Below are 24,789 nucleotides of genomic sequence, written 5' to 3' on the forward strand. Positions count from 1 at the left end.
CGCTCATGAGGCGCCTCCGACGCCCGTCCACGGTCCCGCGCCGGGCGCGACGGCCGTCTGGGAGGCGATGGGCACCGGGCGGGCCTGGCTGACGCGGTCGTCAAGACCGGCCATCCGCGTGTAGGCCTCGCGCGTGCCCGGCACGCCGCCGTAGGTGACGTCGTCGAACGAGCGGGCCGCCATGGCCAGCTCGTCCGCGAGGTCCGGCAGGGAGACGGCGGCCTCGGCGGCCAGCTCGTCGGCCGTGCGCCCGGGCATGCCGTCGACGAGCGCGCGCTCCTCCAGGTCGCGGGCGATGGCCCGGAGGCGTTCCTGGAGGGCGGGGGCCCACTGCTCCTCGGCGGCCAGCCGTTCCGCCGCCTGCCGGTGCTCGGCCGCGCTCATCGTCCGCCGGCCGAACAGCGCGCCCACCGCCGGCGCGTTCCTGCGAGCGGACCTGCGCAGCTGCCACGAGATCAGCACGATCACCCCGAGAATGATCAGTACGATCACCACGGACGCGATGACGCCGCCGGCCGGGCCGCCGCCCACGGTGGCGTCGACCAGGTCGCCGAGGAACTGCATGACCCATCGGTAGACCCGGTCTGGCAGCGACTCCGTCTCGTAGGCGGGGTCGAGCAGCTCGCGCGCGGCCTGCCGCGCCGCCTCCTCCCTGTCGATCGGGCTCACGATCTGGCGGAGTTGGACGGGTGCCACAGCTCGTCGGCGGAGGCGTGCACCCAGCCCTGGCGCTGCTGCTCGATGGCCGCGGTCTGCAGGACGAGGTCGAACGCCTCACTGCGCATGCGGCGGTCGGCGTAGAGGAGACCGGCGACCCCGGCCTCGAACGGATAGGCGAACATGGCGCTCAGCGTGCCGCCGACGGCGATCAGCACGGCCGACACGGCCGTCGTCGCCGCCGAGCCCGCGCCGAACATGCCGAAGAGCGTGCCCGCGATCGTGAACGGCACCGACAGGATGCCCGCCACGAGCCCCACCAGCAGCGAGGTGAGCAGCAGGATGCCGAACACCCGCCAGAAGTCTCCGGTCACCAGGTGCCACGAGCGGCGCATGGCGTCGAGAGGGCTGCGCCCCTCGAGGACCACGGCGGGCGAGGCGAACGCGAAGCGGGTCCTGATGAACAGGTAGTAGGCGATGTAGACGATGATGAACAGGATGCTCATCACGGCCAGCCAGCCGATGTCGCCGGCGGAGGCGTTGAGCGAGAAGACCACGACGAGCATGACGAACACGAGCGCGGGCACCAGCATGAACGCGGCCATCAGCCCCACCACGCCGAACAACGCCGGCATCCGGCCCTTGACCAGTTGCCAGGACTCCCCGGCGGTGAGCTTGCCGCCGAAGACCGCCCGGCCGAGTATGCGGGTCAGCACGCCGGTCAGCAGGGTGACCGCGACGAACTGGATGGCGTAGGAGATCAGGGTGCCGCCGTACTGGGAGGCGAAGCCGTACAGGCCGGTGAGCTCGGCCTGTGCGGTGCTCACGTTGGCGGGATCGGCGAGCGCGCCACCCACCGAGTTGAGCAGGAAGGCCTGCCCCACCGCGAGCGGCACCGACGCGAGCAGTGCGGCGATGGCCGACAGGCCGAGCACGGCCTTCGGGTTGGACCTGATGAGTTTGATCGTGCCGTCGAGCAGATCGCCGAGTTGCAGGGGACGCAGCGGGATGATGCCGGGCCGCAGCGCGGGCGGTGGCGGCATGGCGCCGTAGACGGGCTGGGGATGCTGATGGGGCGGATATGGTGGCTGGGGCCCCGGCCCGTAAGGCCGCTGTGGTGGTGGTTGCTCCCCGTGGGGAGCGCCGTGCGGAGACTGCTGGTGCGAACCCGGCGCGGTCCACGGGGAGGCCGGCGGGGCGCTGTAGGGCGGGGGCTGCTCGGCCGACCAGCCTGATGGCGTCTCGGGCGTGGGACCGTGACCGTCTGACATATCCCCAATCCTGGCATGCTGGGCGGGAACTTGGTGTCGCTGAGTGCAGCCGGGCCCGTCCAGAGCCTCGGCTCGGCCGCATTCTTCGGCGAATCCGGCCTGTGTTCGCGTCCAGGGATGGCAGAAAGTTGCTCTGTTACCGCAGACTGAGATTGCGATCGCGGGGGCGGACCGAAAATTCGCCTTTTGCGGGGCTTGAGTCACACTCATGAGCCCACCAAGGGTAACCTTCAGCGATCGTGCGGGTATGTCCCACAATGCGTAGAACGAATGAGGGGCCATGAAAGGTCGCGTGCTGGTCGTCGATGACGACGCCGCTCTCGCCGAGATGCTGGGGATCGTGTTGCGGGGGGAGGGTTTCGAGCCGTCATTTGTCTCCGACGGTGACAAAGCCCTTGACGCTTTCCGGGATACACGCCCCGACCTGGTGCTGCTCGACCTGATGCTGCCGGGGGCCGACGGCATCGACGTCGCGCGCAGGATCAGGGCGGAGTCGGGCGTTCCGATCGTCATGCTCACGGCCAAGAGCGACACGATCGACGTCGTGCTGGGCCTGGAGTCCGGCGCCGACGACTACATCGTCAAGCCGTTCAAGCCGAAGGAGCTGGTGGCCAGGGTGCGGGCGCGCCTGCGCCGCACCGACGAGCCGACCCCCGAGATCCTGCAGATCGGCGACATCACCATCGACGTGGCCGGACACTCAGTCAAGCGCGGCGAGGAGACCATCAACCTCACGCCGCTCGAGTTCGACCTGCTCGTGGCGCTCGCCCGCAAGCCGCGCCAGGTGTTCACCCGAGAGGTCCTGCTCGAGCAGGTGTGGGGCTACCGTCACGCGGCCGACACACGGCTGGTCAACGTGCACGTCCAGCGGCTCAGGGCCAAGATCGAGAAGGACCCCGAGCACCCCGAGATCGTGGTGACCGTCCGCGGCGTGGGTTACAAAGCCGGCCCCGCCTAGCCTCCGCCCAGCCCTGCCATGCCCCCGACCAGAAAGACGAGAACACGCAGGCGTACGCTCCGCCAGATCCTCGGCGGAGTTCGCCGGCGGGTCCGTCGTGCGGCGGGCAGGGCGCGCAGCATATGGCGGCGCTCGCTGCAGCTCCAGGTCGTCACCAGCACGCTCGTCATCTCCGTGATCGTGGTGGTGGTGCTCGGCACGTTCCTGTTCGGCCAGATCAACAAGTCGGTGGTCGACAGCAGCCAGCAGTCCTCCATCAGCGAGGCGTTCGCCGACCGCCTGCAGATCGCCGACGCGCTCGCCCCCGACACCGACGAGCAGACCAAGACCGCCGACAGCTCCAAGACCGGCTCGGTCAACCCGCTGGACGAGGTCATGGACACCGTCACCGGGTCGGGCGAGGACGGCTCCAGGAAGCGCTACGACGTGCTGATCCTCAACCAGACCACCCCGGGCCAGTCACGGGCGTCCGGCAGCGTCGTACGGGGCAGCGTGCCCCCGAACCTCCGGGCGCACCTGCTCCGCTACTTGCGCAACCGCGAATACAGCAAGCCCGTCGGCAACGTCCATGAGATCAAGTTCCCCGGCGAGAGCCAGCCCCGGCTCACCTTCGTGGTCGGCGGCGTCGTGCACGTGCCCGCCACCGGACAGAACTACGAGGTCTACCACTTCTTCCCCTTCACCGAGGAAGAGGAGCTGCTCACCAACGTCAGGCTCGCCATCGTCGTGGTGGGCCTCGGCCTCGTGCTGCTGCTCGCCGCGATCGCCTACCTGGTCGCCCGCCAGGTCGTCTCCCCCGTACGCCTCGCGCGCCAGGCCGCCGAACGCCTGGCCGCCGGCAAGCTGGACGAACGCCTCAAGGTGCGCGGTGAGGACGACCTCGCCCGCCTGGCGAACTCGTTCAACGAGATGGCCGCCAACCTGGCGCTGAAGATCCACCAGCTGGAGGAGCTCTCGCAGGTCCAGCGGCAGTTCGTCTCCGACGTCTCCCACGAGCTGCGCACCCCGCTGACCACCGTGCGCATGGCCGCCGACCTGCTGTACGACGCCCGCGAGGACTTCGACCCGATGGCCTCCCGCTCCGCCGAGCTCATGCAGGCGCAGCTGGAGCGGTTCGAGGCGATGCTGGCAGACCTGCTGGAGATCAGCCGCTACGACGCCGGGGCCGCCACGCTCGACCTCGACTCGGTGGACGTGCGCGACGTGGTACTGCGGGCCATCGGCGACTCCGAGGCGCTGGCCGAGCGCCACTCCACCCGCTTCGAGCTGCGGCTGCCCAACGAGCCGTGCATGGCCGAGATCGACAACCGCAGGGTCGAGCGCATCCTGCGCAACCTGCTGTTCAACGCGATCGAGCACGGCGAGGGCAGGGACGTCGTGGTCACCGTGGGCGCCGACAGGGACGCCGTGGCCGTCGCCGTACGCGACCACGGGATCGGCCTGAAGGGCGGCGAGGACACGCTCGTGTTCGACCGGTTCTGGCGGGCCGACCCCTCGCGGGCGCGCACCATCGGCGGCACGGGGCTCGGTCTCGCGATCTCCCGCGAGGACGCCACGCTGCACGGCGGCTGGCTCCAGGCCTGGGGGCAGCCGGGCGAAGGCTCCCAGTTCAGGCTGACGCTGCCGAGGTCGGCCGGCGCCGATCTGAAGGGCTCGCCGTTGTCGCTGGTGCCGCCGGAGATCGAGATGCGGCGTACGTGGCGCGGCGCCATGACGCCCGTCCTGCTGCCCGTCTCCGCGGACGGAGCCGGTCATGACGAGGACTAGCCGGCTCGGCGCCGCGATCGCGATCGTCCTCGCCATGGTCCTCGCCGGCGCCGGTTGCACCGTGATCCCCGTGACGGGGCCGTACACGGTGGGCGACGACGGCACCGGCGGCGACCCGCTGAACAAGCCGTTCCAGCGCATGATCGCCATCCCGCCCCAGCCGAACTGGGGGCCTGAGGACACCATCAAGGGCCTGCAGGCCGCCATGGCCGCGTACGCGGACGACCCGTCGATCCTGCCGCAGTACCTGACCCCCGAGGCGCGGGCCAAGTGGAGCCCCGCCGGGCCGGTGAAGGTGATCGAGGACGCCTTCGAGATCACCTATCCCACGCCGCGCGACGGCACCGAGACCGTGCTGCAGGTCACGCTCAAGGCTCAGTGGGTCGCCGGCATCGGGACCGACGACGCCTACGCCCCCACGGCCGGCCCGTGGGGCGGCGGAACGTTCGAGCTCGTCAAGACGCCGCAGGGCGGCTATCTCGTCAACAAGCTGCCCGCCGGGCTGCTGCTCACCAACTCCGACGTGATGCGCGCGTACCGTCCCGCCAACCTCTACTACCTCAACGCCGACATGCCGGACCGGCTGGTCGTCGACCGCGTACGCCTGCGGATGAGGCCGACGGAGAGCTTCGCCAGGACCATTCTCGAACGCCTGCTCAAGGAGCCCACCACGACCCTTCGCGGCGCGGTGACCACGAGCTTCCCCGAGGGCACGGAGATCGAGTCCATCCGGTGGAACGAGGAACGGGTGCTGGTCAACCTCTCCGGCCCGTTCGACCTGGGCGACCTGAGCGCGGAGGCCGCGATCAGGGCGCAGATCAGGCACAGCTTCGCCGACAACGACGTCGCCAAGGGGCGCACGATCGAGATCCAGGTCGACGGCGAGACGTACGCCGTCGACCGGCCCGATCCCGACGATCCCTGGCTGGACGACGGGGGCGACACCGCCTACTTCGTCGACGACGGCGCCGTGCACTTCATGGGCAGGGAAGGCCCCGCGGGCGCCGTGCCCGGCGCGGCGGGCGAGCAGCGCGCGGGCTACACCGACTTCGCCCTGTCGAAGGAGGACACCGCCCTCATCGCCGCCAAGACCTCAACCGGCGTCTCCATGGCGAAACTCGCCCAGGAGGGGCGCTGGCAGGAGGTCATCGCCGGCACGGAGCTCACGCCGCCGACGTTCCACCGCGACGGGTCCCTGTGGACGTACGACAACAACAACGGCGTCCTGCTGCGGTACGACCCGTCGAGCGGCGGGGGGCCCGAGCGAGTCTCCGCGCCCAAGCTGGCCGGCCTCGACGTCACCCGCCTGCGCATCGCGAGGGACGGAGTGCGCGTGTTCGTCACCATGGGCAGGAACACCGTGCAGATCGGCGCTCTCACGCCGACCTCGAAGGGGCTCGTGCTCGGGAACTTCAGGAGCCTGACCACGACCGAGGTGGGCGACGAGATCGTCGACGTCACGTGGAGCGACGACGAGCACCTGCTGGTCCTGATCGAGAGCAAGGCAGGGCAGATACTCAACGAGATCAACGTTGGGGACGGCGAGACGGTCGGGGTGCCGTTGAAGGATCGGCTGACCTCGCTCGCGGCCCTGGACGACCGGGTGCTGGGAGAGGTGCGGACCGACAAGGAGACGAAGATCGTCGAGCTGAACCAGGACCGCCAGACCTGGGTGCCGAAGGTCGAGTCCAACGCCGGCAGCCCCATCTTTCCCCTGGGCTGACCCCTTCCGTACCACGCCGGAAACCGTCGGTGGCGGGCGGCATGCTGGGCGCCGTGCTGACCGCCGTGCTGACCGCCGTGCTCGATCTGGTCCTTCCCGGCGCCTGCGCGGGCTGCGGCGTCAAGGGGGCGCGCCTCTGCGCGGGCTGCGTCTCCGGGTTGACCGCCTCGCCCGCCAGGCGCAGGCCCGACCCGGCCCCGCCAGGCCTGCCCGACTGCTGGTCGGCGGCGCCCTACTCCGGAGCGGTCAGGAGGGCGGTGGTGGCCTACAAAGAGCGGGGCGCGGTGGCGCTGGCCGGGGTGCTGGCGCAGGCGGCGGCCTTCACCGCCGTGACGGCGATCGGGCGCACGCCGGCGCCGTGGGCACGCGGGCCGGTCGCGGTGGTCGCCGTGCCCAGCGCGCGGCGGAGCGTGCGCGGCAGGGGCCACGATCCGGTGGGGCGGCTGGCCGTGCTGGTCGCGCGCGACCTGCGGGCGTACGGCGTGCCGGCGCGCGTGTGGCCGGGGCTGGTCCAGGCGCGCGGCGTCGCCGACCAGGCGGGCCTGAGCTCCGCTGAGAGGGCCGCCAACCTCAGTGGGTCACTCCGGGTCGCCTTGCCCGCCGGAGGCCCTCCAGCGCCCGTTGCGCTGCTTGTGGACGACATCGTGACCACCGGGGCGACCCTCGCCGAAGCGGCCAGGGCGCTGCGGGCAGCCGGCGTGCAGAGCCCGCTCGCGGTCACCGTCGCCGCGACACGCCGAAGATCTTGGAAGTCGTTACGGTGACGGTCGGTAAAGAAAGATCCAATTCGCCGCTCTAACCAGAAGGTTAGATGTTCCTTTCCCGAGCGACGCGCCGGCCCAGCTCAGGGGTCAGGACGTTCGTGCCCGTAAGGGGTGCCGACCCGCGGGGGCGGGTGGCGGAATGCGCTTTCCATCCCGTCGTAAATCACGGAAAGTGATCGTTTGGCGGGCCCTTCGGCTGACATTCTCCCTGGATGCGGATAGCGTTCTGACATGGCACCCGTTCGGGTCCGTGGTTGCGCAGGGCCGGTGTTCCCGGCTCTGCTAGCCGATGCCAGCCGCAGGCAAAACGGTCCACGTAAGGCGACTCTTTGTCGACCGATCACGGTGCGGCTTAGGGGTAAGTCCTGCCTTCCCGAGGGGCCGGATGTCCCTCGCCAGAAGAGAAGGGCAGTAGTGGCGACTGAGCTGCGAGACCCTCAGCAGGCGAATGTGGGGTCGAAGACCAGGTCGGCCGGACGGGTGCCCTCCGAGCTCCCGGTGACGCCCAGTCGGAAGAGGGTAACGGTTGCAGAAAGGCAGACAGAAGACCCCGCCCGGCACGCACGTCGTCGGGCGCTCTTGCTCAGTCGTTAGACGAAGGGGGGCTGTTGCATGGACATCATCGTCAAGGGCCGGCACACAGGAGTGAGTGACCGGTTCCGAGACCACGTGACATCCAAGCTGGCCAGGATCGAACGTCTGGACAACAACATCATCCGAGTCGACGTGGAGGTGTCGAAGGAACGCAACCCGCGCATCGCCGACCGGCGAGAGCGCGTCGAGCTCACCATTCACTCGAAGGGGCCGGCCATCCGCGCCGAAGCGTCGGCCGACGACCGGTTCGCAGCCCTCGACCTGGCGCTCGACAAGCTGGAAGGCCGCCTCAGGCGGCTGGCCGACCGGCGCAAGGTCCACCACGGCAACCACTGCCCGCCCTCGGTCGCGAAGATCACCGCGACGCTCCCTGACGCCACCGGGCTTCCCCCGGTCACCAAGCCCTCCGTCCCCCAGCAGGCCCAGGAGCCCGACGAGGACGAGCAGGAGAAGAACGACCGGCTCTACGACGACATCGTCCCGATCGAGATGGACGGCGACGGCCCGCTCATCGTACGGGAGAAGTTCCACAGGGCGGAGCCCATGACCATCGACCAGGCCCTCCTCGAGATGGAACTGGTCGGACACGATTTCTACCTGTTCCGCGACAAAGAGAGCGGCCAGCCGTGTGTCGTCTACAACAGACGCGGTTACAACTATGGTGTGCTGCGGCTCGTAGAGCCCTGACAGTGCGCTGAAAGATCTTCTCGACCACCCGAGAACCGCGGCACCCGTGCCATCATGGCGGTTCAACGGCTCTGGCCCCCCGACGAGGAGGAGACGTGAGCGAGCTCAGTCAGGTTCAGATGAGCGAGCGAAGCGAGGACCACACGGTCGCGAGGCTGCCCAAGGAGGCTTCGTGACCCAGTCCGACGAGGTCCGCGCGTCCGAGAGCGAGCCGATCCGCGTGCTGATCGTGGACGACCACGAGCTGATCAGACGCAGCCTGGCGCTGGCGCTGGCCGCTGAGCCTGACATCGAGGTGGTCGGTGAAGCGAGCGACGGGCAGGAGGCGGTCGAACTGGCCGACCGCCTCATGCCCGACGTCGCCCTCATGGACGTGCGCATGCCGCGGCAGGACGGCATCGAGGCGGCGAAGGGCATCAAGGCCTCCGTCCCGAGCACCCGCATCATCATGCTGACGGTGAGTGACGAGGAAGAGGACCTCTTCGAGGCCATCAAGGCGGGAGCCACCGGCTACCTGCTGAAGGACGTCCAGATCAACGACGTCCCGGCCGCCGTGCGCGGCGTCCACGAGGGCCAGTCGTTGATCAACCCGGCGATGGCGGCCAAGCTCATCAGCGAGTTCGCGAACATGAGCCGCAAGGAGGCCGAGCGCCCGCCCCAGCTCCCCGTTCCCCGGCTCACCGACCGGGAGATGGAGGTGCTGCGGCTGGTGGCCAAGGGCATGAACAACCGCGAGATCGCCAAGCAGCTGTTCATCTCCGAGAACACCGTGAAGAACCACGTGCGCAACATCCTCGACAAGCTGCAACTGCACTCGCGGATGGAGGCCGTGGTCTACGCGGTGCGCGAGCGCATGCTCGAGATCACCTGACGCGGCGACCACGCGCTCCCATCACCCCCGGCCAACGGCAGCCGGGCCCGGGGCACCCCGGCCCACCACGGCGGGGGATCGACGCCCGTTCTGTCACGGTGCTCGCTCGGCCTGCTCCCGCCCGCAGCCAGGCCCGCTTTCGCCGCGGCCCCGACGGGCCCCGCAGCACTGTTGGCTTCGGCCCGGGGCGCGGGGCGATGCGGGTCTCGCTACGGGTGAGACCGGCCCGGCCTTCAGGCGGACGTCGTCGCCGTGGCCCCGGCCGGTCCACCCGCCATGAAGGCTCAGCTCACCGTGGGACCGTGGTCAGGATCGGGGCGAGTCCGGGAGGGTCGGCGCGTTCGACGCGGACGGAGTCGCAGCCCACCCAGTCGGCCGCCGACCACAGGGCCTCGCGCATGGCGTCGCCCCACTTGGCGAAGGACAGACCGGGCTCCAGGCTGAGCTGCCTGGCCACCAGCGTGGTGCCCTCGCGCGCCGGGTCGACCCGGCCGATCAGCCGGCCGCCGGCCAGCACCGGCATCGTGAAATAGCCGTGAACACGCTTGTGCTTGGGAACGTAGAGCTCCAGCGTGTAGTGGAACCCGAAGACGCGCTCGGTGCGGCCGCGGTGCCAGATGAGCGAGTCGAACGGCGACAGCAGCGTCGTGCGGTGACGGCCGCGCGGATCGGACGCCAGGGAGACAGGATCGGCCCAGGCGTTGGCGCGGCCCTTCTTGCCCGGCCAGCCCGCGACGGTCACGGGTGAGAGCCCCGCGGCCCCGCTGAGCAGCACCTCGTCGAGGATCGCGGCGTAGCGGCCCCTGAGCCGCAGGAAATCGATCAGGTCGGTACGGTTGGCCACGCCCAGCGAACGGCCCGCGATGGCGGCCAGGCGCGTGATGCACTCCTCGTCGGACAGGTCTTCGCCCAGCAGGTCGGCGGGGACGACCCGCTCGGCCAGGTCGTAGACCCGCCGCCAGCCGACGCGGCGGCTGCAGACCAGCTCGCCGATGTCGAGCAGCCACTCCAGGCCGATCTTCGAGTCGGACCAGTCCCACCACGGGCCGCCGTTCTTGGCGCCGCCCACGTCGGACGTCGTCAGCGGCCCCGACTCGCGTACCTTCTCCAGCAGCTTGCCCACGTCGTCGGGGACCTCGTGCCAGCGGAAGCGCCGCTCGCGGTAGGCACGGCGGCGGAACGAGTAGAGCGGCCAGTGCTCGATGGGCAGGATGCAGGCCGCGTGGCACCAGTATTCGAAGCTCTGGGCCGGGTTGCGCCAGTAGGCCCGTTCGATCTTGGACCTGCCGATCGCGCCCAGGCGGGCGTAGGCGACCAGCTCGTGGGAGCGCGCGAGGACCGAGATCGTGTCGAGCTGCACGGCGCCGAGCCTGCGCAGCATGGCGTGCACCCCACCCTTGCGCGCGTCGGCGCCGGCCAAGCCCTGGGCCCGCAGGATGATCCGGCGTGCTTCGTCGGCAGTCAGATCCGGTATGGGGGTCATGTCTGCATTTCCGTACGGCGGTGCATGCGAGCAATCTAGCCGCGGCCACCGACAAACCGTCCGCGCGGACCGCCGGGGCGAGGACGAAAGCCTCCACGCCCTCGCCCGAGAGACGGGACACGCCCTGCCCGGTCGAGATCCCGAGCAGGCAGGGCCTGGCGAGCACGCTGATCGGCGGGAGGAGACACGCCCGGGCGGAGGTGACATGGAAACGGCGGGCGCCCCGTTGGGTGGGCGCCCGCCGTGTGAAGCCTGCGTCAGCGGTGGTCTTCCGCTCGCATGCCCACGCGCGGAGCGTCGATCACGACGTCGGTGAAGATATCGAAGACGAGAGCGAGGATGCCGCCCACGACGAACACACCGGCGCCGATCCAGACGAGCGTCCAGTTGCCGGCGGTCAGCCCGAAGCCGGCAACCACGGTGCCCACCAGCATCACCGTCACCGCCAGCCACGATGACCCGCGTCCGCCGTGGCTGCCGAGATTCTCCGTTTGCTCCGACTTCTTCCCCTCAACCATGACAAATCCTTCCTTTGCCGGTTATCGCGCTATTGGTGCGAGCCGGCTCTCAACCGGCATATCCTCTGCCTTGAGCCCATTCTCCCAGACCGGTCTTGTGCCCTCGTCGGCACGGTGGCTGTGTCTGCTTGCGGAAGCGCCTACCATGGCAACGGGGAAGTTTGTCTCGGCCTCTCCTCCTGGCGGCGCCGCCGGGGTAGACCTGCGAGGAGCTTTACATAAAGTGGCAGCCATTCTCGACAAGATCCTACGTGCCGGCGAAGGCAAGATCCTACGGAAGCTGAAGCGGTACGCAGACCAGGTCAACTCCATTGAGGACCACTTCACGGCCATGTCCGACGCGGAGTTGCAGGCGATGACGGACGAGTTCCGCAAGCGCCACGCCGAAGGTGAGAGCCTCGACGACCTGCTTCCGGAGGCGTTCGCGACCGTGCGCGAGGCGGCCAAGCGTGTGCTCGGCCAGCGGCCCTTCGATGTGCAGATCATGGGCGGCGCCAACCTTCACATGGGCAACATCTCCGAGATGAAGACCGGTGAGGGCAAGACCCTGACCTGCACCCTGCCGACCTACCTCAACGCGCTGAGCGGTCAGGGAGTGCATGTCATCACGGTCAACGACTATCTCGCCAAGCGCGACGCCGAGAACATGGGGCGCATCCACCGCTTCCTCGGCCTCGAGGTCGGATGCATCGTGTCCGGGCAGCAGCCCGACGAGCGTCGCAAGCAGTACGAAGCCGACATCACCTACGGCACGAACAACGAGTTCGGCTTCGACTACCTGCGCGACAACATGGCCTGGTCGCTCGACGAGTGCGTGCAGCGCGGTCACTTCTACGCGGTCGTCGACGAGGTCGACTCGATCCTGATCGACGAGGCCCGCACGCCGTTGATCATCTCGGGCCCGGGCGAGCAGTCGGGCAAGTGGTACACCGAGTTCGCCAAGATCGTGCCCCGCCTGCGCAGGGGTGTCGAGGCGAAGAACCCCGGCGAGGAGAGCACCGGCGACTACGTCGTCGACGAGAAGAAGCGCACGGTCGGCATCCTGGAGTCCGGCGTCGAGAAGGTCGAGGACTGGCTCGGCATCGACAACCTCTACAAGCCGGAGCACACCCATCTCGTCGGCTTCCTGAACAACGCGCTCAAGGCCAAAGAGCTGTTCAAGAAGGACAAGGACTACATCGTCACCGACGGCGAGGTGCTGATCGTCGACGAGTTCACCGGCCGCATCCTGCACGGCCGCCGCTACAACGAGGGCATGCACCAGGCCATCGAGGCCAAAGAGGGCGTGAAGATCAAGGACGAGAACCAGACGCTCGCCACGGTCACCCTCCAGAACTACTTCCGCCTCTACGAGAAGCTGGCCGGCATGACCGGTACGGCCGTCACCGAGGCCAACGAGTTCAACAAGACCTACAAGCTCAACGTCGTCCCGATCCCGACCAACCGGCCGATGATCCGCAAGGACCAGGCCGACGTGGTCTACAAGACCGAGGACGCCAAGTTCAACGCGGTGGTCGAGGACATCAAGGAGCGCTACGAGGCCGGGCAGCCGGTCCTCGTCGGCACGACCTCGGTGGAGAAGTCGGAGCGGCTGTCCAAGGCCCTCAAGCGGCGCGGCGTTCAGCACGAGGTGCTCAACGCGAAGAACCACGCGCGTGAGGCGTCGATCATCGCCGAGGCGGGCCGCAAGGGCGCCGTCACCGTCGCCACCAACATGGCGGGCCGGGGCACCGACATCCAGCTCGGCGGCAACCCCGAGTTCCGCGCCGACCTCGAGCTGCGCCAGCGCGGGCTCGACCCCGTCGAGACGCCCGAGGAATACGAGAAGGCCTACCCCGAGGCGCTGGAGAAGGCCAAGGCGGCGGTCAAGGCCGAGCACGACGAGGTCACCAAGCTCGGCGGCCTCTACGTCCTCGGCACCGAGCGGCACGAGTCGCGGCGCATCGACAACCAGTTGCGCGGCCGCTCCGGCCGCCAGGGCGACCCCGGCGAGTCGCGCTTCTACCTGTCGCTCGGCGACGACCTCATGCGCCTGTTCAACTCGGCCAGGGTCGAGATGATCATGACGAGGTTGCAGATCCCCGACGACCAGCCGATCGAGTCCGGCATCGTCTCCAAGGCGATCGCCTCCGCCCAGCACCAGGTCGAGCAGCAGAACTTCGAGATCCGCAAGGAAGTTCTGAAGTACGACGAGGTGATGAACCGCCAGCGCAAGGTCATCTACGCCGAGCGCCTGCGCGTGCTGGAGGGCGCCGACCTGCACGAGCAGGTGCGCGGCTTCATCGGCGACGTGATCGACGGCTACGTCCAGGGCGCCACGGCCGAGGGTTTCGCGGAGGAGTGGGACCTCGAGAAGTTGTGGAAGGCGTTCGGTGAGCTCTACCCGGTCCAGGTCACGATCGAAGACATCATCGAGGAGGCCGGCTCGCGCGAGGAGCTGACCGCCGACCTGATCAGCGAGCGCATGAAGGCCGACGCGCTGGCCGCCTACGACAGGCGCGAGGAGGAGTTCGGCCCCGAGACGATGCGCGACCTCGAGCGCCGGGTGATCCTCTCGGTGCTCGACCGCAAGTGGCGCGAGCACCTCTACGAGATGGACTATTTGCGCGAGGGCATCGGCATGCGGGCCTACGCGCAGAAGGACCCGCAGATCGAATACCAGCGTGAGGGCTACGAGATGTTCTCCGGGATGCTTGAGGGCATCAAGGAGGACTCCGTCGGCTTCCTGTTCAACCTCGAGGTCGAGGTGCAGGAGAACCCGATCGTCGCGGAAGAGGACGCGGCGCTGGCGGAGACCCGCTCCATCATCGCGCGCGGGCTGCGGGGTCCCGACCGGCCGGCCGAGCTCGAATACTCGGCCCCCGGCGAGCAGGGCGAGGTCGAGCACACCCGGGTGCGCACGAGCTCCGCCGAGCGGGCCGCCTACGGCAACGTGGAGCGCAACGCGCCCTGCCCGTGCGGGTCGGGCAAGAAGTACAAGCGCTGCCACGGCGACCCGAAGAACGCCGCCTGACGGTTGCTTCCGAAGACCCCCACCCCTCCCGGGGCGGGGGTCTTCGTTCTGTACGGCCCCGCCCGCTCAGCCGGGGCCGTCTCGCGACTCCGGTGCGGGTCAGGCGGTCTCGAAGTCGGTGCAGAGCCACTGGTGGCCATGCCGTTCCAGGCGGGCGGCGAGTACGTGGTCGCGCTCGCCGCAGTGGACGACCACGCACATCTCCAGGACGCCCTCCCTGGGTTCGCTCACGTGTGGCCTGCCGGCGAACGGCGGGCGGCCGGCCGCGATCATCCGCCCGGCCCTGACGAGGTCCCGGTAGGCGCGCTCGGTGAGCCGGCCGGCCAGGGTCTCGGGCGGGCGGCGGCCGGTGAGCACCTCCGCCAGCGCCTGCCCGAGATGGCGTAGCCGGCGCTCGTCCGGGGCCGCGCCAGGTGCTCCCCACACCAGGGGGCGCGAGTCCAGGGCCAGGGCTCCGTGCACCTGCGCCGCCGCGCCACCCGCTCCCCGCCGGTGCTCGTCGCAGGGCGGTTGGGGGGTGGAAGTGATGTCGATGTGGGGTGCTGCGGACACGCATCCTCCAGGTGCTCAGGCGGAGAGTCAAACGTCATAAGGAGTTTTCGGCCCCGGCCCAGGAATACAGCGGCCGCCAGCTTCTCCCAGCAGGGGCCGCGTTTCGTCCCGCCGTGAGAAGAAGGTCGGCCGGAGCTGGATCCCCGTCGTCGCGGGCTGCGCGCTGTTTCGGGCGTGCGGCGGCGTACGCATCGGGTGTCCTGAACTCAGGAGGGTTCGCGGCCGGGCGTGGGGAGGTTCAGGGCGCGGATCAGTACGGTGAACAGCACGTAATAGAGCACCAGGTACGCCAGCCCGAACCCGACGATCAGCCCCAGTTCGTGAGTGTTGGACTTGCCGGAGTTCAGCAGCAGGTCGATGGCGCCGCCGGAGAAGGTGAACCCGAGACGTGCCCCCAACTCGGCCATCAGCGCCATCGACAGGCCGGTCAGGAGCGCGTGGACGGCGAACAGGACGGGCGCCACGAAGATGAAGGCGAACTCCAGGGGCTCGGTGATGCCGGTGACGAAGGCGGTCAGGCCGGCGGAGAGCATGATGCCGCCGACGGCCTCGCGGCGGCCGGGGTCAGCGGTCCGCCACATGGCCAGTGCGGCGCCGAGCAGGCCGAACATCATGACGGGGAAGAACCCGGTCATGAAGATGCCGGCGCCCTGCTCGCCGGCGAAGTAGCAGTTGAGGTCCCCGGCCGCGTCCCGGGTGGCGCCGTTCACTCCCGCCCGGCACTCCGGCAGGGTGAACCAGACGATGGTGTTGAGCACGTGGTGCAGGCCGAGGGGGATGAGCAGGCGGTTGGCCACGCCGTAGATGCCCGTGCCCGCCGTGCCGTGGGCGGACAGCCAGTCGCCCGCCTGCGCCAGCCAGTCGCCGACCGGCCGCCACAGCAGGCCGAAGACCACGCCGAGGAGGAGCGCGGCGACCGCGGTGATGATGGGCACGGAGCGGCGTCCGCCGAAGAAGGCCAGCCACGCGGGTGGTTTGAGGCGGTGGAACCGCTGCCAGAGCAGGGCGGCGGTGATGCCGATGAGGATGCCGCCGAGCACGCCGGTCGGGTTCTGGGCGCCGAGGTCGAGCGCGGAGGTGCCGTCGCGCAGCGGCACCGTCACCTTGTCGTGGACGGCGCCCTGGCCGGCGTCGAAGAAGAGGGTCTTGGTGACCCGGTCGAAGACGAGGTAGCCGACGACGGCGGCGAGCGCGGTGCTGCCGTCGGACTTGCGGGCGAAGCCGATGGCCACGCCCACGGCGAACAGCAGCGGCAGGTTGTCGAAGAGGGCGCCGCCCGCCGCGGCGAGCACCCTGGCCACCGGGAGGAGCCAGGGCAGGACGCCGCCCAGGCCGTCGGCGCCGAGCAGGTCGTCCTGGCCGAAGCGGAGGAGCAGACCCGCCGCGGGGAGCACCGCGATGGGCATCATGAGCGAGCGTCCCACGCGCTGCAGCCCGCCGAACATCGATGACCAGCCAGCGCTCATGACGGTGGTCCCCCCGCATCGTGCTTCGCTCGCGGGGGTCGCCGGATTACTACCCCTCGGCGGATCACGGGGAACCGCCGACGGGCCTCACCCCAGGAACCGGCCGGGACCGGCCGGAAGCGATCAGGTTTCCCCGGAGTCGACGTCCGGTTCTGGTTCGCGGCCGGGTGTCATGATGTCGAGCCTGCGGATCAGGAACGTGAAGACGACGTAGTAGAGCACGCCGTAGACGGCGCCCAGGGCGAGGATGCCGGGTAAGTTCTCGGTGTTGGACTTGCTGGCGTTCAGCAGCATGTCGAGCAGCCCCGCGGAGAAGCCGAAGCCCAGTTGGCCGCCGATCAGCGTGGTCAGCGCCATGGCCAGGCCGGTCAGGATCGCGTGGACCACCAGGAGCAGCGGCGCGACGAAGATGAAGGCGAACTCGATCGGCTCGGTGATGCCGGTGACGAACGACGCCAGCGCCGCCGACAACATGATGCCGCCCACGCTGGCCCGCCGGTGCGGCGGCGCCGCTCGCCACATGGCCAGGGCGGCGGCGGGCAGGGCGAACATCATGATGGGGAAGAAGCCGGCCATGAACTGCCCCGAGTGCTCGGCGCCGCCGAAATAGCAGTTCCAGTCGCCGCCCAGCAACTGGCCGCCCACGTCGCACTGCGGCACCACGTGCCAGACGACGGAGTTGGCGAAGTGGTGCAGGCCGAGGGGGATGAGCAGGCGGTTGATCAGCCCGTAGATGCCGGTGCCGATCGGGCCGATCGCGGTGAGGGCCTCGCCCGCGTGCCGGATCCACTCGCCGAGCACGGGCCAGAGCCAGCCGAACAGCACGCCGATGAGCAGTGCCACGATGGCGGTGACGATCGGTACGAACCTGCGCCCGCCGAAGAAGGCCAGCCACGACGGCAGCTTGATGCGGTGGAACCGCTGCCAGAGCAGGGCGGCGACCAGGCCCATGACGATGCCGCCCAGCACCTGGGTGGGATTCTGCATGCCGTAGTTGATGATCTCGACGACGCCCTGGTCCTGGACCTCCTTGATCACGACGGTGTCGCGGATGCCGGAGCCGGAGAACATCACCTTCGTCACCCGGTCGAAGACGAGGTAGCCGACCATGGCGGACAGCGCGGTGCTGCCGTCGGACTTGCGGGCGAAGCCGATGGCCACGCCCACGGCGAACAGCAGGGGCAGGTTCTCCAGCAGCGCCCCGCCGGCGGCGGCCAGCACCTCGGCCACCCGCTCCATCCAGGCAAATCCCGCCACGTCCGCCAGGCCGCCGGGTTCGGCGCCGTTCGAGCCGAGCATGTCGGGCTGGCCGACGCGGAGCAGCAGGGCCGCCGCGGGGAGCGCGGCGATGGGCAGCATCAGCGAGCGGCCCAGACGCTGGAGCACGGTCATCACGCGAGCGCCCGGCGAAGGCCGGGCCGCGGCGGTCTCGTTCACCGGGCGTTCCTCCGGGGGTGGGAGCCGGCCCTCAGGGCTCGAGTACGGTGCGCAACTGGTAGCGGTCGGCACGGTAGGTGGACACGCCCAGCTCCGCGCAGACGCCACCGGCGAACGACCTGCGCTGGAGCAGCAGCACGGCGCCGCCGCGCGGCAGCTTCAGCAGGTCGGCGTCGCTCGGGTCGGCGATGCCGCCGTCGATGGTGAGCTCGCCGGCGTCCATGACGAGACCGTAGCGGCCCTCCAGTAGCTCATACAGTGATTTATCCGACAAATCGAGGTCGGCCAGACCAGGGGCGAGCTTCACCGGGATGTGCGCCCGCTCGATGGACAGCGGCTCACCGTCGGCCGTGCGCAGGCGCTCGATGAAGTGCACCTCCTCGCCCGGCTGAATGCCCAGCTCCTTGGCCAGGTGGGCGCTGGCCCGCACGATCCTTCTGTCGAGGTCGCGCGAGCCGGGGATCATGCCGCGGGCCCGCATGTCGTCGGTGAACGAGGTCAGCTGCAGCGCCAGCTCGATCTTGGGTCTGGCCACGAATGTGCCCTTGCCGGGGACGCGGTGCAGGCGTCCCTCGGAGACGAGGTGGTCGACCGCCTGCCGTACGGTCATCCTGGACAGGCCGAAGCGCTGGCAGAGCTCGCGCTCGGAGGGAATGGCGGCGCCGATGCTGAGTTCGTCGCTGTCGATGAGGTCCAGCAGGATCTCGCGAAGCTGGAAGTACTTGGGCACCGGGCTGTCCGGATCGATGTGCGCCACGGATCCTCCTCTCGAACTGACCAGGGCAATGAGCTATGGTTCGTACTGGTCTAGTCCGGACTAGACCACATGTCGCGAAAGACGGTCAAGTCTAAGCCCCACGGATACGAGGGATGAGCCCGAGATGACCACGAAGATGCGCCGCGAGATCGCCGAGCAGCCGGCCGCGCTGCGGGACACGCTGGACTCGCTGCTCCCGCGGGTCGACGAGGTGCGCGCGGTGGGCGCACAGGCCCGGCAGTTGTTGTTCATCGCGCGGGGCACCTCCGACAACGCGGCGGTGTACGGGCGCTACCTCGTCGAGTCGCACGCGGGCCGCCTGTCGGCGCTGGCCGCGCCGTCGATCGCGACGACGTACAAGCGCAGGCTCGACCTCGACGGCGTGCTGGCCGTGGCCATCTCGCAGTCGGGGCGGACGGAGGAGATCGTCGAGACGCTGGCCTGGGCGAAGGACTGCGGCGCGAGGACGGTCGGCGTCACCAACGGCGGCGCGGACAGCCCGCTGGCCCAGGCCGCCGACGTGGCCCTGTGCACGGTGGCCGGCGAGGAGGAGGCCGTGCCGGCGACCAAGACCTACACCACGCAGCTGGCCGCGCTCGCCGTGCTGGCGCTGGGGCTGGGCGCCGACGTGGACGTGGCGGAGCTGCGGCGGGTGCCCGAGGCCGTGGAGAAGCTCATCGCCGCACCCGGCGACCTCGACGCCCTGGTCGACGGGCTGGTGGACAAGCCGGGCGTGGTGGTGTCGGGGCGCGGGCTGGCGTTCTCCACGGCGCTGGAGACCGCGCTCAAGCTCAAGGAGGCCTGCTACCTGCACGCCATGGGCCTGTCGTACGCCGACCTGCTGCACGGGCCCATCGCCGTGGTCGACGCCGACACCCCCGCGCTGCTGGTCGCCTCCGAGAACAGCCCGACCCTGTCCGGTACGGTCGCGCTGGCCGAGCGGGTGGTTGCCGCGGGGGCCGCGGCGTACACGATCGGGGGCGGCGAGGCGCTCGCACGGGCGGGCACGGCCGCGCTCAACGGTCCCGACCTGCCCGAATGGGTCGCGCCCATGGGCCTGATCGTGCCGGGGCAGCTGCTCACCGAGGCACTCGCCCGCAGGCTCGGCATCGACCCCGATGCGCCGCGCGGCCTGAACAAGGTCACCCAGACCGACTGATCACACAGCGTCGTCTAGCCTGGTCACAGTGTTAGCGCAAGGGAGGACCTGATGGCGGCTGACGTCAACGCGCTCATCGCGGCGCTCGGCGGTGCCGGGAACATCCTCGAGATCGAGCCCTGCATCACCCGATTGCGCACAGAGGTGCGTGACGCGTCCATGGTCGACCAGGCGGCGCTCAAGGCGGCCGGCGCGCACGGCGTGATGGCCGCGGGCAACGTGGTCCAAGTCGTCGTCGGGCCGGAGGCGGACACGATCGCCAGCGACATCGAGGACATCATCGGCTGAGGGCGAGGTCATGACGACTGTTCTCGCCCCGGTCGAGGGGGCGGCCGTGGGGTTGGCCGCGGTGCCCGATCCGGTGTTCTCCGCGGGCATGGTGGGGCCGGGATCGGCGATCGATCCGCTGAGAGGGCCGGGGGAGGCCGTGGCTCCCATAGCGGGAAAAATCATGAAGCTGCATCCGCATGCGTACGTCATCGTGGGGGACGACGGCAGAGGCGTGCTGGTGCACCTGGGCATCGACACGGTCCAGCTGAAAGGCGAGGGGTTCCGGCTGCTGGCGACCGAGGGCGACAGGGTGCGCGCCGGCCAGGCGGTGGTGGCGTGGGACCCGTCGGCCGTCGAGGCGGGCGGGCGCTCACCGGTCTGCCCGGTGGTCGCGCTCGACGCGCTCTCCGAAGCGGTGACCGGGGTGGCGCAGGGCAGGGTACATGCAGGGGACGAGCTGTTCATATGGGAATAGACCCGCTGCCAAGGCGTCACAATAGGCATGCCGCCGATCCGACCCCGGTCGGCGGGCGCCGTTCGATCCCGGGTCCGGCCGGCCCGGACCGGCCGAGAAGGAGGAAGAAGCAGATGGGCGAGCGCAAGGTCACCGTGGCGGCGGAGGTGGGGCTGCACGCCCGGCCCGCGGCGACGTTCGTGCAGCGGGCCAAACAGGCTCCGATGGACATCACGGTGGCGAAGGCCCACGGCGGTGATGCCGTCAACGCCAAGAGCATTCTCGCGATCATGGGGCTCGACGTCCGCCAGGGCGAAACCGTCGTGATCTCCGCGGAGGGCGAGGGCTCGGAAGAGGTGCTCGACGAGCTGGCAGAGATCGCCGGAAAGCCATGAATCTGCGGGGGGTGGGAGTCAGCCCGGGCATCGGGCACGGCCCCGCGTACGTACTGACCGCCTCCGTGCCCGAACCCCCCGAGGGCGCCACCTACACCGGTGAGGCGGAGCAGGAGAAGGAGCGCGCGATGGCCGCGCTCACCAGGGTCGCGGGCGAGCTGGAGGCCCGCGGCAACCAGGCCGGCGGCGAGGCCGAGGAGATCCTCAAAGCTCAGGCGTTGATGGCCGAGGACCCCGGCCTGGTCGTGAAGGTGCGCTCGCTGATCGACCGCGGGCTGGCCGCGCCTCGGGCGATCTACGAAGCTTTCACGAAATATCGCGACGTGCTGGCCGGCTCGGGTGGATACCTGGGCGAGCGGGCCGCCGACCTGGACGACATCAGGGACCGCGTGGTCGCCCTCCTCTACGGGCACGCGATGCCGGGCCTGCCGGCCGCGACGGCGGAGCCGTACGTGCTGGTCGCCAGGGACCTCGCGCCCGCCGACACGGCGCTGCTGTCCAGGGGCGACGTCGCCGCGTTCGTCACCGAGGAGGGCGGCCCCACCAGCCACACCGCGATCATCGCCAGGGCGATGGGCGTGCCCGCCGTGGTGGCCTGTCCGGGCGCGACCACCATCCGGCCGGGCGTGCGGGTGATGGCCGACGGCGCCTCGGGCGAGGTGCGCCTGGAACCGGCCGAGTCCGACGTGGCCGACGCCGTCGGCGCCGCCACGGCCAGGCAGGCGGCGGTGGCCGAGGCGCAGGGCCCCGGCCGGACCGCCGACGGCCATCTCGTCCCGCTGCTCGCCAACATCGGCAGCCCGGCCGACCTCGCCGCCGCCCGCGAGGCGGGGGCCGAGGGCGTCGGGCTCTACCGGACCGAGTTCCTCTTCCTCGACCGCACCGAGGCGCCGGCCGCCGAGGAGCAGCGACGCGCCTACCAGGCGGCGCTCGAGGCGTTCCCCGGCGGCAAGGTCGTCGTCAGGACACTCGACAGCGGCGCGGACAAACCGCTGGCGTTCCTGCCCTCCTCCGCCGAGCCCAACCCGGCGCTGGGCGAGCGCGGGCTGCGTACGTTCCGCAAGTTCCCCGAGGTGATGGAGGCGCAGCTCGGCGCGCTGGCCGAGATCGCGACCGACGACCTCATGGTGATGGCGCCCATGGTCGCCACGGCCGAGGAGAGCCGGTGGTTCGCGCAGCAGTGCCGGGCCAAGGGGCTGCGCGTTGTGGGCGTGATGATCGAGATCCCGTCCGCCGCGCTGCGGGCCAGGGACCTGCTCGCGCCCGTGGACTTCGTCTCCGTCGGCACGAACGATCTGTCGCAGTACGCCTACGCCGCCGACCGCCAGCTCGGGGCCGTGAGCGCGCTGCACGACCCGTGGCAGCCCGCGCTGCTCGATCTGGTCGCGATGGCCGCCCGCGCCGCCGGCGACGCCGGCAAACCGTGCGGGATCTGCGGGGAGTCGGCCGCCGACCCGGCGCTGGCGTGCGTACTCGTCGGGCTGGGGGCGACGACGTTGTCCATGGGGGCGGCGGCGCTGCCCGCCGTACGCGCCGGGCTGGCCGCGCACACGCTGCAGCAGTGCACGTTCGCGGCCGAGGCGGCGCGGGAGCAGACGACGGCGGGCGCCGCGCGTGCGGCGGCCCGCGTGCACCTTCCCGAACTCGCCCGGCTGGGGCTCTGAAGAGGGGGCCCTGCCGGGTCGTCGGACGGATACCTTGGGAGGCATGCCTCACTCCCCTCGACGCTTGGCAACGGCGGGCCTCCTGACGATCATGCTGGCCGCGTGCGCCGGTGGCGGTGGTTCGGGCGGTACGACGCCGGCGACGCCGACCGGGAGCAAGGCGGCGCCGCCCACGCGTTCCGCCCCGCAGAGCACGCCTCCCGACCCCGTCGAGAGCGCGCTGGCCGGGATGAGCGTCGAGGAGAAGGTGGGCCAGCTGTTCATGCCCGTCCTCTACGGCACCTCGGCCTCCTCGGAGTCGGGGGAGAACCAAGCCCGCTACGGCGCCGGGACCCCGGCCAAGGTGATCAGGAAATACCGCCTGGGCGGCGTGATCCTCTTCCCGCAGAACGTCAGGAGCGCCGGCCAGGTCGTCGACCTCACCAACGGCATGCAGCGCGCGGCGAGGGGCGTCCCGCTGCTGGTCGCGACCGACCAGGAGAACGGCCTGGTGGCGCGGATGTCCACGCTCATGACCGACTTCCCCGGCGCGGGGCAGATCGGCGCGACGAAGGACCCGTCGTTGTCGCGGGCCGTGGCCGCGGCCACCGGCAAGGAGCTGCGTGCGCTCGGCGTCAACCTCGACTTCGCCCCCGTCGCCGACGTCAACGTCAACCCGCGCAACCCCGTGATCGGACCGCGGGCCTTCGGCGACGACCCGAAGAAGGTGGCCAGGATGGTCTCGGAGGCGGTCAAGGGCTTCGACGACGCGAAGGTCGCCGCCACGGCCAAACACTTCCCGGGCCACGGCGACACGAGCGTCGACAGCCACACCGGGCTGCCCGTGATCAAGCACACGAGGGCCGAATGGGAGCGGATCGACGCGCCGCCGTTCAGGGCCGCGATCGCCGCGGGCGTGGACGCCGTGATGAGCGCCCACATCGTCTTCCCGAAGCTCGACCCGTCAGGGGATCCGGCGACGTTGTCCAAGCCCATCCTGACCGGCCTGCTGCGGGAGAAACTCGGCTTCAAGGGCGTGATCTCCACCGACGCGCTCAACATGGGCGGGGCCCGCACGAAATACGACGACGGGGAGGTGGCGGTGCGCGCCGTGCTGGCCGGCGCCGACCTGCTGCTCATGCCCAACGACCTGCCCAAGGCCCACCGGGCGGTGCTGGCGGCGGTGAAGTCGGGCCGCATCTCCGAGCAGCGGCTCGACCAGTCGGTCACCAGGCTGCTCACGCTCAAGCAGTCGAAGGGGCTGCTGGCCGAGGCTCCCGTCGCCTCCGCCGAGGAGGCGGCCAGGGTGCTGCGCTCCTCCGAGCACCGCAAGCTGGCCGCCCGCGTCTCGGGCGACTGAGCCACGTGCTCCTGGTTCAGGCGTCGCGCCGGACCAGCAGCGGCCATCCGGTCGGGAGCGCGCCCGCCGCCCACGCGGCCGGCACGCCGAGCCCCGCCCACGGGGTGAGCGGCAGGGCGGCGGCCGTGTAGCCGCACGACACGGCGAACCCGGCACGCGGCGGCAGCGGGTCGCGGGTCTGCGGCGCGTGCTCGCCGGACGTGGTGCTCATGGATGTGCGCCGGGGGACGCCCTATTCTGGAACGAAGTTCGAGCATGGAGGTGGTCGTGGTCACGGGTGTGCTGATCGACTGGGGCGGGGTGCTCACGACGAGCATGTCCGACTCCATCGGCAGGTGGATCCGCGAGGACCGGATCGACGCCGACCACTACTACGTCGTGATGCGGGAGATGATCGAGCACGCCTACCGCGACGGCGGCGGCGAGAACACGGTCCATGCGCTCGAACGCGGCGAGCTCGACGGTTCCGCCTTCGAGCGCGACCTCGCGGCGCGGCTGCTCACGCTCGACGGAGTGCCGCCGGTGGCGGAGGGGCTGCTGGAACGGATGTTCGCGGGGTTCGAGCGGGTCGAGGCGATGTACGACATGCTCCGCGATGTGCGGAAAAATGGCCTTAAAACATGCCTGCTCTCCAACTCCTGGGGGAACGCGTACCCCCGCGACGGCTGGGACGTGCTGTTCGACGCGGTCGTGATCTCCGGCGAGGTCGGCATGCGCAAACCCGAGCCGCGCATCTTCCACCACGCCCTCGACCGGATCGGGCTCGCCGGCGAGGACTGCGTGTTCATCGACGACATCGAGGCCAACATCCTGGCCGCCCGCGCCATCGGCATCGCCGGCATCCACCACCGCGACGCGGACACCACGATCGCGGAGCTGGAGACCCTCCTGCGCCTCACGCTGCGCCGGGCCTGACCCGGCCGGTCACGGCCGGGCGGGATCGACGGTCATGGCCGATGAGCGGGTCGCCCATCAGTAAGGTGTCGGTCT

At 70.2% G+C, this 24,789-nt stretch carries 23 protein-coding genes; 14 read left to right on the forward strand and 9 right to left on the reverse strand.

Annotation, left to right across the window (positions count from 1 at the left end; genetic code table 11):
* Positions 1–3: 3 nt before the first annotated feature.
* Both E1267_RS15225 and E1267_RS15230 read right to left on the reverse strand, forming a co-directional pair.
* The gene (locus E1267_RS15225) at positions 4–669 is read right to left on the reverse strand and encodes a DUF4129 domain-containing protein (RefSeq protein WP_132333109.1); all 666 of its coding nucleotides are present in this window, start codon (positions 667–669) and stop codon (positions 4–6) included.
* Entirely contained in the window at positions 666–1,700 is a 1,035-nt protein-coding gene (locus E1267_RS15230) for a glycerophosphoryl diester phosphodiesterase membrane domain-containing protein (protein ID WP_246063894.1), read from the reverse strand. The genes E1267_RS15225 and E1267_RS15230 overlap by 4 nt, the downstream gene beginning before the upstream one ends.
* 508 nt (positions 1,701–2,208) lie before the next feature.
* Between E1267_RS15230 and mtrA the strand changes: the two genes are divergently transcribed.
* The 6 genes from mtrA (at position 2,209) to E1267_RS15260 (ending at position 9,292) form a co-directional block, all read left to right on the forward strand.
* On the forward strand, positions 2,209–2,886 hold the full coding sequence (mtrA, locus tag E1267_RS15235; RefSeq protein ID WP_043620615.1) for an MtrAB system response regulator MtrA: 678 nt from the start codon (positions 2,209–2,211) through the stop codon (positions 2,884–2,886).
* A gap of 18 nt (positions 2,887–2,904) precedes the next feature.
* A complete protein-coding gene (gene mtrB / locus E1267_RS15240) occupies positions 2,905–4,653 on the forward strand; it encodes an MtrAB system histidine kinase MtrB (RefSeq protein WP_132333111.1) in 1,749 nt (582 codons plus the stop codon).
* On the forward strand, positions 4,640–6,376 hold the full coding sequence (locus E1267_RS15245) for an LpqB family beta-propeller domain-containing protein (protein WP_132333112.1): 1,737 nt from the start codon (positions 4,640–4,642) through the stop codon (positions 6,374–6,376). The genes mtrB and E1267_RS15245 overlap by 14 nt, the downstream gene beginning before the upstream one ends.
* Before the next feature lie 41 nt (positions 6,377–6,417).
* Positions 6,418–7,140, forward strand: a complete 723-nt coding sequence (locus E1267_RS15250) for a ComF family protein (RefSeq protein WP_220449498.1) — start codon at positions 6,418–6,420, stop codon at positions 7,138–7,140.
* Positions 7,141–7,752: 612 nt separating this feature from the next.
* Positions 7,753–8,421, forward strand: coding sequence for a ribosome hibernation-promoting factor, HPF/YfiA family (hpf, locus tag E1267_RS15255; RefSeq protein WP_132333113.1), 669 nt, complete (start codon positions 7,753–7,755; stop codon positions 8,419–8,421).
* Positions 8,422–8,593: 172 nt separating this feature from the next.
* Positions 8,594–9,292 (forward strand): response regulator, encoded by a 699-nt coding sequence (locus E1267_RS15260; protein WP_132333114.1) that lies wholly within the window; start codon positions 8,594–8,596, stop codon positions 9,290–9,292.
* Between the two features lie 289 nt (positions 9,293–9,581).
* Here the strand turns inward: E1267_RS15260 and E1267_RS15265 are convergent, their stop codons facing one another.
* Together E1267_RS15265 and E1267_RS15270 are read right to left on the reverse strand one after the other, a co-directional pair.
* Positions 9,582–10,775 carry a winged helix-turn-helix domain-containing protein gene (locus tag E1267_RS15265; protein WP_132333115.1) on the reverse strand — a complete coding sequence of 398 codons (1,194 nt, stop codon included), beginning with the start codon at positions 10,773–10,775 and terminating at the stop codon, positions 9,582–9,584.
* Between the two features lie 257 nt (positions 10,776–11,032).
* Positions 11,033–11,293 carry an HGxxPAAW family protein gene (locus E1267_RS15270; RefSeq protein ID WP_132333116.1) on the reverse strand — a complete coding sequence of 87 codons (261 nt, stop codon included), beginning with the start codon at positions 11,291–11,293 and terminating at the stop codon, positions 11,033–11,035.
* A gap of 223 nt (positions 11,294–11,516) precedes the next feature.
* Between E1267_RS15270 and secA the strand changes: the two genes are divergently transcribed.
* Positions 11,517–14,306: a preprotein translocase subunit SecA gene (secA, locus tag E1267_RS15275; protein ID WP_132333117.1), complete on the forward strand. Its 2,790-nt coding sequence runs from the start codon at positions 11,517–11,519 to the stop codon at positions 14,304–14,306.
* Positions 14,307–14,405: 99 nt separating this feature from the next.
* On the opposite strand, the gene E1267_RS15280 is transcribed toward secA, so the two are convergent.
* The 4 genes from E1267_RS15280 to E1267_RS15295 all read right to left on the reverse strand — a co-directional run bounded on the left by E1267_RS15280 (position 14,406) and on the right by E1267_RS15295 (position 18,518).
* Positions 14,406–14,858, reverse strand: coding sequence for an Rv3235 family protein (locus E1267_RS15280; RefSeq protein ID WP_220449499.1), 453 nt, complete (start codon positions 14,856–14,858; stop codon positions 14,406–14,408).
* A gap of 206 nt (positions 14,859–15,064) precedes the next feature.
* Positions 15,065–16,324: a PTS transporter subunit EIIC gene (locus tag E1267_RS15285; RefSeq protein ID WP_132333118.1), complete on the reverse strand. Its 1,260-nt coding sequence runs from the start codon at positions 16,322–16,324 to the stop codon at positions 15,065–15,067.
* Positions 16,325–16,447: 123 nt separating this feature from the next.
* Entirely contained in the window at positions 16,448–17,761 is a 1,314-nt protein-coding gene (locus E1267_RS15290) for a PTS transporter subunit EIIC (protein ID WP_132333119.1), read from the reverse strand.
* 31 nt (positions 17,762–17,792) lie between these two features.
* Entirely contained in the window at positions 17,793–18,518 is a 726-nt protein-coding gene (locus E1267_RS15295; RefSeq protein ID WP_132333120.1) for a GntR family transcriptional regulator, read from the reverse strand.
* Positions 18,519–18,642: 124 nt separating this feature from the next.
* Between E1267_RS15295 and E1267_RS15300 the strand changes: the two genes are divergently transcribed.
* From E1267_RS15300 to nagZ, 6 genes are all read left to right on the forward strand, one after another.
* Positions 18,643–19,677 carry an SIS domain-containing protein gene (locus E1267_RS15300; RefSeq protein WP_132333121.1) on the forward strand — a complete coding sequence of 345 codons (1,035 nt, stop codon included), beginning with the start codon at positions 18,643–18,645 and terminating at the stop codon, positions 19,675–19,677.
* Between the two features lie 51 nt (positions 19,678–19,728).
* Entirely contained in the window at positions 19,729–19,965 is a 237-nt protein-coding gene (locus E1267_RS15305; RefSeq protein WP_132333122.1) for a PTS sugar transporter subunit IIB, read from the forward strand.
* Positions 19,966–19,975: 10 nt separating this feature from the next.
* Positions 19,976–20,422, forward strand: coding sequence for a PTS sugar transporter subunit IIA (locus E1267_RS15310; RefSeq protein WP_132333123.1), 447 nt, complete (start codon positions 19,976–19,978; stop codon positions 20,420–20,422).
* 113 nt (positions 20,423–20,535) lie between these two features.
* Positions 20,536–20,796, forward strand: a complete 261-nt coding sequence (locus tag E1267_RS15315) for an HPr family phosphocarrier protein (protein ID WP_132333124.1) — start codon at positions 20,536–20,538, stop codon at positions 20,794–20,796.
* Positions 20,793–22,460: a phosphoenolpyruvate--protein phosphotransferase gene (ptsP, locus tag E1267_RS15320; RefSeq protein WP_132333125.1), complete on the forward strand. Its 1,668-nt coding sequence runs from the start codon at positions 20,793–20,795 to the stop codon at positions 22,458–22,460. Before E1267_RS15315 ends, ptsP begins: the two co-directional genes overlap by 4 nt.
* Before the next feature lie 64 nt (positions 22,461–22,524).
* Positions 22,525–23,799: a beta-N-acetylhexosaminidase gene (gene nagZ / locus E1267_RS15325; protein ID WP_246063896.1), complete on the forward strand. Its 1,275-nt coding sequence runs from the start codon at positions 22,525–22,527 to the stop codon at positions 23,797–23,799.
* A gap of 16 nt (positions 23,800–23,815) precedes the next feature.
* Here nagZ and E1267_RS45325 read toward each other — a convergent pair whose 3' ends face one another.
* A complete protein-coding gene (locus E1267_RS45325; RefSeq protein WP_181957805.1) occupies positions 23,816–24,010 on the reverse strand; it encodes a hypothetical protein in 195 nt (64 codons plus the stop codon).
* Between the two features lie 44 nt (positions 24,011–24,054).
* Here E1267_RS45325 and E1267_RS15335 point away from each other — a divergent pair, with 44 nt between their 5' ends.
* The gene (locus E1267_RS15335) at positions 24,055–24,714 is read left to right on the forward strand and encodes an HAD family hydrolase (protein WP_342774826.1); all 660 of its coding nucleotides are present in this window, start codon (positions 24,055–24,057) and stop codon (positions 24,712–24,714) included.
* Positions 24,715–24,789 lie beyond the last annotated feature (75 nt).

The organism is Nonomuraea longispora (assembly GCF_004348345.1).
Taxonomy (GTDB): Bacteria; Actinomycetota; Actinomycetes; order Streptosporangiales; family Streptosporangiaceae; genus Nonomuraea; species Nonomuraea longispora.